The following is a 12,184-nucleotide window of genomic DNA, read 5'->3' on the forward strand; positions in this document are numbered from 1 at the left end:
GCTTATACAAAGGATTTCGCCATGAAGCGCCTGATTTCCTCCCTGGCCGCGCTCCTCGCTGTTGCGTGCCTGGTCTCTGCCTGCGGTCAAAAAGGTCCGCTGTACCTGCCCGATGGCGAAACGTCCAATGCGCCTGGCAGCGAGACCTCATCGCACTCGCACAAGCATCAGACCTCGACCTACTAGGGATTGACCATGGACGCCTTCAACTACCGCGACGGTGAGCTGTTCGCGGAAGGAGTTGCATTGTCTGCCATTGCCGAGCGTTTCGGCACGCCGACCTATGTCTACTCCCGAGCCCACATCGAGGCCCAGTACCGCGCTTACGCCGACGCGTTGAGCGGCATGCCGCACCTGGTCTGCTTCGCGGTCAAGGCCAACTCCAACCTGGGTGTACTCAATGTCCTGGCGCGCCTCGGCGCCGGTTTCGACATTGTGTCCCGTGGCGAGCTGGAGCGTGTTCTGGCCGCAGGTGGCCAGGCGGACAAGATCGTGTTCTCCGGCGTCGGCAAGACCCGTGACGACATGCGCCGCGCACTCGAAGTTGGCGTGCATTGCTTCAACGTCGAATCCACCGACGAGCTCGAACGCCTGCAGATCGTGGCCGCCGAGATGGGCAAACGCGCCCCGGTGTCCCTGCGCGTCAACCCGGACGTCGATGCGGGCACCCACCCGTACATTTCCACCGGCCTGAAAGAAAACAAATTCGGCATCGCCATCGCTGACGCCGAAGACGTTTACATTCGCGCCGCGCAGTTGCCGAACCTGGAAGTGATCGGCGTCGATTGCCACATCGGCTCTCAACTCACCACGCTTTCCCCGTTCGTCGATGCGCTGGATCGCCTGCTGGATCTGGTTGATCGCCTGAGCGATTGCGGTGTTCATCTGCGCCATCTTGATCTGGGCGGTGGTCTGGGCGTGCGTTACCGCGATGAAGAGCCGCCACTGGCGGGCGATTACATCAAGGCCGTGCGTGAACGCATCGCCGGTCGCGACCTGGCGCTGATGTTCGAACCGGGCCGTTTCATCGTCGCCAACGCTGGCGTGTTGCTGACCCGCATCGAATACCTCAAGCACACCGAACACAAAGACTTCGCCATCGTCGACGCGGCGATGAACGACCTGATCCGCCCAGCGCTGTATCAAGCCTGGATGGACGTGAAGGCCGTCCAGCCCCGCGACGGCGCTGCGCGCAGCTACGACATCGTCGGCCCAATCTGCGAGACCGGTGACTTCCTCGCCAAAGAGCGCGAACTGGCACTGGCCGAAGGCGATCTGCTGACCGTGCATTCCGCAGGCGCCTATGGCTTTGTCATGAGCTCCAACTACAACACGCGCGGCCGCACCGCCGAGGTGTTGGTCGATGGCGATCAGGCGTTCGAAGTGCGTCGTCGTGAAACCGTGACTGAGCTGTATGCCGGCGAAAGCCTGCTGCCGGAGTAATCCCCATGCTGCTGCGTTTTACCAAGATGCATGGCCTGGGCAACGATTTCATGGTGCTGGACCTCGTGAGCCAGCACGCGCACATTCTGCCCAAGCACGCCAAGCAATGGGGCGACCGGCACACCGGCATCGGTTTCGATCAACTGCTGTTGGTTGAAGCGCCGAGCAACCCCGACGTGGACTTTCGCTATCGGATTTTCAACTCCGACGGCTCTGAAGTCGAACAGTGTGGCAACGGCGCGCGCTGTTTTGCCCGCTTCGTGCTGGACAAGCGCCTGACGGCCAAAAAGCAGATCCGCGTCGAGACCAAAGGCGGCATCATCGAGCTGGACATCCGTAACGACGGCCAGATCAGCGTCGACATGGGCGCACCGCGTCTGGTCCCTGCGGACATCCCCTTCGAGGCGCCGCAACAGGCACTCAGTTACACATTGGATGTCGAGGGCGAGAGCGTTGAACTGGCCGCCGTGTCGATGGGCAATCCCCACGCCGTGCTCCGGGTGTACGACATTAACAATGCGCCGGTTCACAGCCTCGGTCCGAAAATCGAGCACCATCCGCGCTTCCCGGCGCGGGTGAACGTGGGCTTCCTCCACGTTGTCGATCGCCAGCGTGCACAATTGCGCGTGTGGGAACGTGGCGCGGGCGAAACCCAGGCGTGTGGCACCGGCGCATGTGCCGCTGCCGTCGCCGCCATCAGCCAGGGTTGGATGGATTCGCCACTGCTGATCGATCTGCCAGGTGGGCGTCTGTCCATCGAGTGGGCGGGTCCGGGTCATCCGGTCGTGATGACCGGCCCGGCCGTCCGGGTCTACGAAGGCCAAGTACGTCTATGAGTGAGAGTATCCGATGACCGATTTGCCTCAGACTTCAACCGACACGCCCGGCGAACCTGCCGATACCAAAGTGCCTGCCCTTGAAGCCGAGGCCGTTGCGGCCTGGCTGCAACAACATCCGGACTTCTTCGCCGAGCACGACGATTTGCTCACCGCGATGCGCATCCCTCACCAGCGCGGCGATACCGTTTCGCTGGTCGAGCGCCAGCTCAAACTTCTGCGTGAACGCAATATCGAGATGCGCCATCGCCTGTCGCAGCTGATGGACGTCGCGCGGGACAACGACCGTCTGTTCGAGAAGACCCGTCGCCTGATCCTCGACCTCATGGACGCCACCAGCCTGGAAGAGATTGTCATCGCTGTAGAAGACAGCCTGCGTCAGGAATTCCAAGTGCCCTTCGTGAGCCTGATTCTGTTCAGCGACAACCCGATGACCGTGGGCCGCTGGGTCAGCAGTGCCGAAGCGCAAAAAGCCATCGGCGGCCTGATCTCTGGCGGCAAGACAGTGTGCGGCGCGTTACGCGAGCATGAGCTGGAGTTTCTGTTTGGCGCCGAGCAGAGCAAGGAGGTCGGCTCTACCGCCATCGTCGCGCTGAACCATCAGGGCCTGCACGGCGTTCTGGCCATCGGCAGCCGCGATCCGCAGCACTACAAAAGCTCGGTGGGCACGCTGTTTCTCACTTACATCGCCGATGTGCTGAGCCGCCTGCTGCCGCGTTTCACCAACGCCCTGCGCTCGGTTCGCTAGTCATGGAACGGCAGCTGGACGCTTACTGCACGCACCTGCGCAGTGAGCGTCAAGTGTCGGGCCACACGCTGGAAGCCTATCGTCGTGACTTGAGCAAAGTGCTTGGGTTCTGTGAAAAACAACGCATCGAGAGCTGGAAAGCTTTGGACGTTCAGTCCATGCGCAGCCTCGTTGCGCGTCTGCATCAGGACGGTCAGTCATCGCGCAGCATTGCCCGACTCCTGTCGGCGGTGCGCGGCTTCTATCACTACCTCAATCGCGAAGGCCTGTGCGAGCACGACCCGGCCAACGGCTTGTCGCCACCCAAAGGCGAACGCCGGTTACCGAAGACGCTGGACGCCGACCGCGCCTTGCAGCTGCTGGAAGGCGGCGTTGAGGACGAATTTCTCGCCCGCCGCGACCATGCAATCCTCGAACTGTTTTACTCGTCAGGGCTGCGCCTCTCTGAGCTGACAGGGCTGAACTGCGCCCAACTCGACTTGGCCGATGGGCTGGTCGAAGTGCTTGGCAAGGGCAGTAAGACCCGCGTGTTGCCCGTGGGCCGCAAAGCCCGCCAGGCGCTGGAGGCATGGCTGAAACAACGCGAGTTGGCCAATCCCAAAGACGATGCTGTGTTCATCAGCCAACAGGGCCGACGCCTCGGGCCGCGGTCGATTCAGCTGCGGGTCAAGGCGGCAGGTGAGCGCGAGTTGGGGCAGAATCTGCACCCGCACATGCTGCGGCACTCGTTCGCCAGCCACTTGCTGGAGTCCTCTCAAGACCTGCGTGGCGTACAGGAATTGCTCGGCCACGCCGACATCACAACGACTCAGATCTACACCCACCTGGATTTCCAGCACCTGGCGACGGTGTACGACAGCGCCCATCCAAGGGCCAAACGCAAGGATTCTTCCGAATGAGCATCAAGCTGATCACCTTCGACCTGGACGACACCCTGTGGGAAACCGCACCGGCTATCGTGAGCGCGGAGGCCATGTTGCGGGATTGGCTGGCCGAGAACGCCCCGAAACTGGGCCCGGTGCCGGTCGAGCACCTGTGGGAGATTCGTTCACGGCTGGTCGAGGCTGATCCGAGCTTCAAGCACCGCATCAGTGCATTGCGCCGTCGCGTGTTGTTTCACGCGCTGGAGGATGCCGGTTACGGCCATGCCGAAGCCGAAGACCTGGCCGAGCAGAGTTTCGAAGTGTTCCTTCAAGGGCGGCACAAGCTGGACATCTTCCCGGAGGTAGTGCCAACGCTGGAGATTCTGACCAAGTCCTACACTTTGGGTGTGGTCACCAACGGCAACGCCGACGTGCGCCGACTGGGGCTGGCCGATTATTTCGCGTTCGCGCTGTGCGCGGAAGACCTGGGCATCGGCAAACCCGACCCAGCGCCATTTCTCGAAGCGCTGAAACGCGGAAAGTCCGAAGCCGCCCATGCCGCGCATGTTGGGGATCACCCCGGCGACGACATCGCAGGCGCCCAGCAGGCTGGCTTGCGCGCCATCTGGTACAACCCGAGTGGCAAGGCGTGGGAGGCCGACAAATTGCCGGATGCGGAGATCAGGAGCTTGACGGATTTGCCTGGGGTTCTGGCGCGTTGGGGGTGACGCTTGGCTGGAGATTCTTACTCTGATGCCCTGCGGGCCTGATCGCGATCAGGCCCGCAGGGCATCAGAGTAAGTATTCCAGGTCAAACCCCAGCCAAAAAAAAAGCCCGCAGCGACAGCGGGCTTTTTTCAGCAGGTATCTGACACCCTTTAGATAGGGCGGCTACCGTACTTGTTGTCAGGCTTCTTGGGCGGATCGGCGACCACGTTGGCCTCCACTTCCTGCACCTTGCCGCCACGGGCGAGGAACTCTTCCATCGCGCGAGCCAGAGCATCACGCTCTTTGTTCTTGGCCTCAACGCTAGGCAGCTCATCGACCGAGACCGCAGCCTTGGCCTTGCCTTTGGTGGGGGTGGCCGCCGCTTCAGGACTGTCGTCTATCTCGGAGCCGTCGTCTTCGGGAGCAGCTGCAAGCTCCTCACCGTCATCCTCGTCTTCCAGACCGTCTTCAACCAGATCGTCGTTGTCGTCGTCGCTCATGTTCTACCTCATGACTTGCGAAAGCAGATTAGTTATAGCCCAGCTGCACATAATTTCTAAGACAGCCAGAAAAAATTCAACCACCGCCAACCCTCAGCGGTCGTACGGCTCGCCCTGAAGGGTTGCGAGGACTTTACGCGCACCGCCTGAATCGCGATGCTCTCCTAAATAAACACCTTGCCAAGTCCCGAGTGCCAACCGTCCATCCGTTATCGGGAGGGTCAGCTGGCAGCCTAGCAAACTGGCTTTGAAGTGCGCGGGCAGGTCGTCGGGTCCTTCGTCGTCGTGTTCAAAACCAGCCTGATCCTGCGGAATGAGCCGGTTGAAAAAACGCTCGAAGTCACGGCGCACCGCCGGGTCGGCGTTCTCGTTGATGGTCAACGAGGCCGACGTATGTTGCAGCCACACATGCAGCAGGCCCACTCGGCATTCACGCAGCCAGGGAAGCCCTGCCACGATCTCGTCGGTTACCAGATGGAATCCGCGAGGCCTGGCCCGCAGCGTGATTCTGGTCTGTTGCCACATACCGTTCTCCGCCCTTCGGCGCGCATTCTAACGCGCTGGAAAAAAAAACAAAGCGCGTAATGAGTGACGTTTTTTGTAAGCCGAAAGCCCGGAACTGCAAGCCGTTGCAAACATTGCAAAGGACGCCCTGAAACGGGGCCGGAACAGGCTTCGCGCATCACTCGTCAGCGGTCTTGCCTATCGACAAACGCCAGGCAAAAAAATGCCCGGAAACCCGGGCATTTTTTTCAGAGTCGTGATTACAGGTTGTAGCCACGCTCGTTGTGTTGCGCGAGGTCGAGGCCGACCGCTTCTTCTTCCTCAGTGACACGCAGACCCATGACAGCGTCCAGCACCTTGAGGATGATGAAGGTCACGATCGCGGTGTAGATGATCGTGAAACCAACGCCTTTGCACTGAATCCAGACTTGTGCCGCGATGTCAGTCACAGTGCCGAAGCCGCCCAGCGAAGGGGCTGCAAAGACACCGGTCAAGATCGCGCCGAGGATACCGCCGATACCGTGAACGCCGAAGGCATCCAGCGAATCGTCGTAGCCCAGTTTGCGTTTCAGGGTGGTGGCGCAGAAGAAGCAGACCACGCCCGCCGCCAGACCGATGATCAGGCCGCCCATTGGGCCGACAGTACCGGCCGCCGGGGTGATGGCAACCAGACCGGCAACCACGCCCGAGGCGATGCCCAGTGCGCTTGGCTTACCGTGGGTCAGCCACTCGGCGAACATCCAGCCCAGTGCAGCGGCGGCGGTTGCGATCTGAGTGACCAGCATCGCCATACCGGCAGTGCCGTTGGCTGCAGCAGCCGAGCCTGCGTTGAAGCCGAACCAGCCTACCCACAGCATTGCTGCGCCGACCAGGGTGTAACCCAGGTTGTGCGGAGCCATTGGGGTGGTCGGGAAGCCTTTGCGTTTGCCCAGTACCAGGCACGCTACCAGGCCAGCCACACCGGCGTTGATGTGAACAACGGTGCCGCCCGCGAAGTCGAGAACGCCCCAGTCCCACAGCAGACCACCCACGCCACTCCAGACCATGTGCGCGATGGGCGCATAGACCAGGGTGAACCAGATGGCCATGAAGATCAGCATCGCGGAGAACTTCATGCGTTCTGCGAAGGCACCGACGATCAGAGCCGGGGTGATGATGGCGAAGGTCATCTGGAAGGTGACGAACACGGCTTCAGGAAACAGCGCCGTCGCACCGGTGATGCTGGCAGGCGTGATGCCCGCCAGGAACGCCTTCGACAGACCGCCGACGAAGGAGTTGAAATTGATGACGTTGGCTTCCATTCCCGTGGTGTCGAAGGCCAGGCTGTAACCGTAGATGCACCACAGGATGCTGATCAGGCCGGTGATGGCGAAGCACTGCATCATCACGGAAAGCACGTTTTTCTGACGAACCATGCCGCCGTAGAACAGTGCCAGACCGGGAACGGTCATGAACAGTACGAGCGCGGTAGACGTCAGCATCCAGGCGGTGTCGCCTGAGTTGAGTACAGGTGCTGCGGGGGCTGCCACTTCGTCTGCCGCCATGGCCAAGCCAGGGGTTACGAGGGACAACAGGGCTCCTAGCCCTGCGAATTGACGCAGAGTCATATTGTTTTCTCCTGGGGCGTTGGGGTTTGGCGGCTTAGATTGCGTCGGTATCGGTTTCGCCGGTACGGATGCGAATAGCCTGTTCCAGATTGACCACGAAGATCTTTCCGTCACCGATCTTGCCGGTGTTGGCCGCTTTGGTTATCGCTTCGATAACGCGGTCCAGATCCTTGTCATCGATCGCAACGTCGATCTTCACCTTGGGAAGGAAGTCGACAACGTATTCCGCACCGCGATACAGCTCGGTGTGGCCTTTCTGACGTCCGAAGCCTTTGACTTCAGTTACCGTGATGCCCTGCACGCCGATTTCCGACAACGACTCGCGTACGTCGTCCAGCTTGAACGGCTTGATGATGGCAGTGACTAGCTTCATGAAACTTTCTCCCGAATTGGTGGACTTGCCCCAGGAAAACAAACCCGTCTCAAGTCTAAGCGCAGTGTCTGGCTTTGTAACGCGTCGTTGGCCCGAAACAGGTCAACTCCAGAAAACCGCTTCTGACGAAACACTTCCCCGCTCCGCCTGCCGCACTGCATTCGTCACAGCGACTGCATCAGTGCATGGGTCATATGCCACTAAGCAGAAACCTTGCCATCTCGTGAAAACCCGCGAATTACGGCCCCTCAGCTCACTCCACGCGACTTCAGATCGCCATCACTCAATCCCGCCGCACAACAACAGTGCGAACGTGCACGACCAAATGCTCGAAAAGCGTGCAACGCGCCAGCGTGAAATGACTATAGACGCTGCGTGATACACTGCCGCCCCTCTGATTCCGGAAGACGAAGATGCTCCCGCCAAAAGCCTTTCTAGATGCCCTGAGCGGCCACGCCTCGCGGTTGTTCAACGGCGAGACCCCACTGCCCCGCAACGAATTCGAGACCCAGTTCAAAGCCCTGCTGCAAAGCGGCTTCAGCAAACTGGATCTGGTCAGCCGGGAAGAATTCGACAGCCAGATGGTCGTCCTGGCCCGAACCCGTGCCCGTCTTGAGGCACTGGAAGCGAAGATGGCAGAGATGGAAGCGCAGTTGGCGGGGCAGCCGAAGGAATAAACCATTCGCCCTCCCGGTGCCCCGCTCAGGGGCACGATCGTTTGCCTGATTGGCTTTATGTCCTGAGACGATCTGCGGAAATACCCCGTAGAACTTACCCCCTCCCTCACCCCACTCCCCTGACTATCCTTCAGCACGCCGCAGGAAGCGGTGCTGCCTTCAAGGATCAGTCATGTCCCTCGCCATCGTTCTCAGCCGCGCTCAAGTCGGGGTCGAAGCCCCTGCGGTGACCGTCGAAACTCATCTCGCCAACGGCCTGCCGGCGTTGACGCTGGTGGGGTTGCCGGAGGGGGCGGTGAGGGAAAGTAAGGATCGGGTACGTTCGGCGATTCTGAATTGTCGACTGGACTTTCCGGCGCGGCGGATCACGTTGAATCTGGCGCCCGCCGATCTGCCGAAAGACGGCGGGCGTTTCGATCTGGCGATTGCATTGGGCTTGCTGGCGGCAAGTGGGCAGCTACCCACGCTGGCCCTCGATGGCGTGGAATGTCTGGGCGAGCTGGCGCTGTCGGGCGCGATACGTCCGGTGCAGGGTGTGTTGCCTGCGGCGTTGGCGGCGCGGGAGGCGGGGCATACGCTGATCGTCCCGGCGGTGAACGCTGAAGAGGCGTGTCTGGCGTCGGGTTTGAAGGTAATTGCGGTCAGTCATCTGTTGGAATTGGTGTCTCACCTCAACGGCCATACCCCGATTGCGCCGTATAAATCCAACGGCCTGATTCTGCAAACCCAGCCTTATCCGGACTTGAGCGAGGTTCAGGGCCAGCCCGCCGCCAAACGTGCGTTGCTGGTCGCCGCTGCCGGGGCGCATAACCTGCTGTTCAGCGGTCCGCCGGGGACGGGCAAAACCCTGCTGGCGAGTCGTCTTCCCGGTCTTTTGCCACCGCTGGACGAGCGTGAGGCGCTGGAGGTCGCAGCGATTCAATCGGTGGCCAGTCATGCGCCCCTCACCAGTTGGCCCCAGCGGCCGTTTCGACAACCCCATCATTCGGCGTCCGGGCCAGCGCTGGTTGGCGGTGGTAGTCGTCCGCAACCCGGCGAAATCACGTTGGCTCACCACGGCGTGCTGTTTCTCGATGAATTGCCCGAGTTTGATCGGCGCGTGCTGGAGGTGCTGCGTGAGCCGCTGGAGTCCGGCCATATCGTGATTTCCCGCGCCCGGGATCGTGTGCGCTTTCCGGCGCGCTTTCAATTGGTCGCCGCCATGAACCCTTGCCCGTGCGGCTATCACGGCGAGCCGACCGGGCGTTGCCGCTGCTCCACCGATCAGATTCAGCGTTATCGCAACAAGCTGTCCGGGCCGTTGCTGGATCGCATCGACCTGCACCTGACCGTCGCCCGCGAAGCGACGTCGCTGGCCGCCACCGCTCAAACCGGCGAAAGCAGTGCCAGCGCCGCACGGCTGGTCTCCGAAGCTCGCGACCGTCAGCAAAAGCGCCAAGGCTGCGCCAACGCCTTCCTTGACCTTCCCGCCTTACGCCAACACTGCGCCTTGCTGCCAGAAGACGAAGACTGGCTCGAAACCGCGTGCGAGCGCTTGAGCCTGTCACTTCGTTCGGCCCATCGACTGCTGAAAGTCGCGCGCACGCTGGCGGATCTAGAGCGGGTCGAGGCGATTTCCAGAAGCCATATTGCCGAAGCGTTGCAGTACCGGCCGTCGTCGGGATGAGCGTTCAAGCTTTTGATTCTGGCCTCAGGCCGTAGCAGTCCGGCTTGCCGGCGGTGGCCTATTTGAGATCGATGCCGCCGGCAAGCCGGACTGCTACAGGGGATCGGCGTAGGCTGTTAGACCTGCTCATCCTTACCGAAACCGATCCACTTCCTTGCGCAGATCCGCCGCCAGCGCATTCAACTCCTGCGCCGTCACCGCCAGGTTCGACACCACTTCGCGCTGTTCGCTGTTGGCGAGGGCGATGCTCTGCAAATTGGCACTGAGTAGCGTCGCGGTGTTGCTTTGCTCTTGGGTCGCGGTGGTGATCGACGCGAATTGCTCGCCCGCAGAGCGGCTTTGCTCGTCGATATGGGCCAGTGCGGCGGCCACTTTGGCGTTACGCGACAGGCCTTCCTGCATCAGCGTATTGCCCTGTTCCATGGTGCTGATGGCGTTGCCGGTTTCCTGCTGGATGCTGGCGATCATGCCGGAGATTTCGTCTGTGGCCTGACGGGTGCGAGAGGCGAGATTACGCACTTCATCAGCGACCACCGCGAACCCGCGACCTTGCTCCCCTGCCCGCGCAGCCTCAATGGCGGCGTTGAGGGCAAGCAGGTTGGTCTGCTCGGCGATGGAGGTGATGACACTGACGATGCCGCCGATTTCCTGCGAACGCTGACCAAGGGTGTCGATCACGGCGGCGGTGCTGCCGAGCGACCCGGCGATCTGCTCAAGGGACGCCGAGGCTTCTTCCATCGAGGCGCGACCGATGCGGGTTTGCTGGGCGTTGCCCTGGGCCAGACGCTCGGTGTTGCCCATGTTGTCGGCGATGGTCAGGGCCGTGGCGCTGAACTCTTCGACGGCCCCCGCCATGCTGGTGATCTCACCGGACTGTTGCTCCATGCCTTCATACGCGCCGCCCGACAGGCCGGACAAGGCCTGCGCTCGACCGCTGACTTCTTGGGCCGCGATACGAATGTGCGAGACCATGGTTTCCAGCGCCTGGCCCATCTGGTTGAAGCTGCTGGCCAATTGGCCGATTTCGTCGTGGCGCGTAATATTCAGGCGCGCGCTCAGGTCACCGGCGCCGAGGGCTTCGGCCTGATTCACAAGGTCCGACAGCGGCTGCAATTTGCTGCGCAACAGCCAGATCGCCGAGCCAACTGCGATCAGCATCGCCAACAGGCTGCCGATGGCGAGTTGAGTGCCCACGCTCCAGGTCACGGCGCTGATTTCCGCTTTAGGCATGGTGGCGAGCACGACCCATGGTCCACCGGAGAACGGCTCCGCGACCGTGTAGAAATCATCCCCTGCGTCTTGCCAGAAACGGCCTTTGTTCGGGGTTTTGACGAATTCGGCCAAGGTTTTGCTCGCCTGATCCAGATCCTTCACGCCCGCAGGCGGCACCAGCCATTTATTCTGTTCGTCGAGCAGGGCCAACGAGCCGGTCGAGCCGATGCGGAAGCTTTTGAGGTTGTCGAACTGCGACTTCTGCGCGTCGGTGTAATCGAAACCCACAAACAGCACGGCGATGACCTTGCCGCCCGCGTCCCGCACAGGGGTGTATTGGGTCATGTACAGCCGGTCAAACAACAGCGCGCGACCCACGTAACTCTGCCCAGCGAGCAATTTTTCGTACGCCGGGTGTTTGTGGTCCAGCACGGTGCCGATGGCGCGGGAACCGTCCTGCTTGTTCAATGAGGTGCTGACCCGGATGAAGTCGTCGCCGTTGCGCACGAAGACTGTCGCGACGCCTGCCGTCATTTTCTTGAAGTCGTCGACTTCGGCGAAGTCATTGTTCAGCGGGTTGCCATTGAGCAGGAGCGCAGGCGTTTGTACCCCGGCAACGGTGATTTGTTGCTCGGGCTGCAACGTCAGGCCGCCACTGAAGCGCTTCTCGAACAGCCCGCTCAAACGTTGAGTGCTGTCACGCAAAGTGCTGTGGAACGTATTGAGCTGATCGGCCAACAACCGCGCTTCGCTGCCCATATGCTCTTCGCGGATAACGAGGTTCGCCGAATCCAGCGAACGCAGGGCGAACAGGGTACTGCCGCTGATGACGACCGCCAGGATGACGGCCAGGGCGATGCCAAGCTGCGAGGCAATGCGGGCACGGGGTTGAGGCATGAAAACTCCTTGCCAAACGACCGGATCGTCCTGACCTCAGGTGTACCGTTCGGGCTGATTTCTAATAGAGGGTATCGATAGGCCGATCGATTGTTGTCGGCTCTGTAATAACACCTTCGGCTGACACCGAAAATACTTGAGTCCTACACG

13 protein-coding genes and 1 pseudogene are annotated in these 12,184 nt (G+C 61.2%); 8 read left to right on the top strand and 6 right to left on the bottom strand.

Annotation, left to right across the window (positions count from 1 at the left end; genetic code table 11):
- The first annotated feature begins 21 nt into the window (after positions 1-21).
- The 6 genes from lptM to ACWKWE_RS22395 are packed head-to-tail and all read left to right on the top strand — an operon-like array spanning position 22 to position 4,618.
- On the top strand, positions 22-186 hold the full coding sequence (lptM, locus tag ACWKWE_RS22370; RefSeq protein WP_166594091.1) for an LPS translocon maturation chaperone LptM: 165 nt from the start codon (positions 22-24) through the stop codon (positions 184-186).
- A gap of 9 nt (positions 187-195) precedes the next feature.
- Positions 196-1,443 carry a diaminopimelate decarboxylase gene (gene lysA / locus ACWKWE_RS22375; RefSeq protein WP_483851728.1) on the top strand — a complete coding sequence of 416 codons (1,248 nt, stop codon included), beginning with the start codon at positions 196-198 and terminating at the stop codon, positions 1,441-1,443.
- 5 nt (positions 1,444-1,448) lie between these two features.
- Positions 1,449-2,279, top strand: a complete 831-nt coding sequence (gene dapF / locus ACWKWE_RS22380; RefSeq protein WP_401145634.1) for a diaminopimelate epimerase — start codon at positions 1,449-1,451, stop codon at positions 2,277-2,279.
- 13 nt (positions 2,280-2,292) lie between these two features.
- Positions 2,293-3,027 carry a DUF484 family protein gene (locus tag ACWKWE_RS22385; RefSeq protein ID WP_483851729.1) on the top strand — a complete coding sequence of 245 codons (735 nt, stop codon included), beginning with the start codon at positions 2,293-2,295 and terminating at the stop codon, positions 3,025-3,027.
- Positions 3,028-3,029: 2 nt separating this feature from the next.
- Positions 3,030-3,926: a tyrosine recombinase XerC gene (xerC, locus tag ACWKWE_RS22390; RefSeq protein ID WP_483851730.1), complete on the top strand. Its 897-nt coding sequence runs from the start codon at positions 3,030-3,032 to the stop codon at positions 3,924-3,926.
- Positions 3,923-4,618 (top strand): HAD family hydrolase, encoded by a 696-nt coding sequence (locus ACWKWE_RS22395; RefSeq protein ID WP_483851731.1) that lies wholly within the window; start codon positions 3,923-3,925, stop codon positions 4,616-4,618. Before xerC ends, ACWKWE_RS22395 begins: the two co-directional genes overlap by 4 nt.
- Positions 4,619-4,768: 150 nt before the next feature.
- Here the strand turns inward: ACWKWE_RS22395 and sutA are convergent, their stop codons facing one another.
- The 4 genes from sutA to glnK form a co-directional block, all read right to left on the bottom strand.
- Entirely contained in the window at positions 4,769-5,098 is a 330-nt protein-coding gene (sutA, locus tag ACWKWE_RS22400; protein ID WP_166594085.1) for a transcriptional regulator SutA, read from the bottom strand.
- A 93-nt stretch (positions 5,099-5,191) separates the two neighbouring features.
- A complete protein-coding gene (locus tag ACWKWE_RS22405) occupies positions 5,192-5,623 on the bottom strand; it encodes a secondary thiamine-phosphate synthase enzyme YjbQ (protein ID WP_483851732.1) in 432 nt (143 codons plus the stop codon).
- Positions 5,624-5,862: 239 nt separating this feature from the next.
- Entirely contained in the window at positions 5,863-7,209 is a 1,347-nt protein-coding gene (locus tag ACWKWE_RS22410) for an ammonium transporter (RefSeq protein ID WP_166594083.1), read from the bottom strand.
- Positions 7,210-7,243: 34 nt separating this feature from the next.
- Positions 7,244-7,582, bottom strand: coding sequence for a P-II family nitrogen regulator (gene glnK, locus ACWKWE_RS22415; RefSeq protein WP_002555808.1), 339 nt, complete (start codon positions 7,580-7,582; stop codon positions 7,244-7,246).
- A gap of 413 nt (positions 7,583-7,995) precedes the next feature.
- Between glnK and ACWKWE_RS22420 the strand changes: the two genes are divergently transcribed.
- Positions 7,996-8,259, top strand: a complete 264-nt coding sequence (locus tag ACWKWE_RS22420) for an accessory factor UbiK family protein (protein WP_166594082.1) — start codon at positions 7,996-7,998, stop codon at positions 8,257-8,259.
- A gap of 172 nt (positions 8,260-8,431) precedes the next feature.
- Positions 8,432-9,925 carry a YifB family Mg chelatase-like AAA ATPase gene (locus ACWKWE_RS22425; RefSeq protein WP_483851733.1) on the top strand — a complete coding sequence of 498 codons (1,494 nt, stop codon included), beginning with the start codon at positions 8,432-8,434 and terminating at the stop codon, positions 9,923-9,925.
- A gap of 132 nt (positions 9,926-10,057) precedes the next feature.
- Here ACWKWE_RS22425 and ACWKWE_RS22430 read toward each other — a convergent pair whose 3' ends face one another.
- Both ACWKWE_RS22430 and ACWKWE_RS22435 read right to left on the bottom strand, forming a co-directional pair.
- A complete protein-coding gene (locus ACWKWE_RS22430) occupies positions 10,058-10,918 on the bottom strand; it encodes a methyl-accepting chemotaxis protein (RefSeq protein ID WP_444860716.1) in 861 nt (286 codons plus the stop codon).
- Positions 10,913-12,034 (bottom strand): annotated as a pseudogene (locus ACWKWE_RS22435) (Cache 3/Cache 2 fusion domain-containing protein); the annotation flags it as partial. The gene ACWKWE_RS22430 and the pseudogene ACWKWE_RS22435, both read right to left, overlap by 6 nt.
- Between the last annotated feature and the right edge of the window lie 150 nt (positions 12,035-12,184).

This window comes from Pseudomonas salicis, from assembly GCF_057128705.1.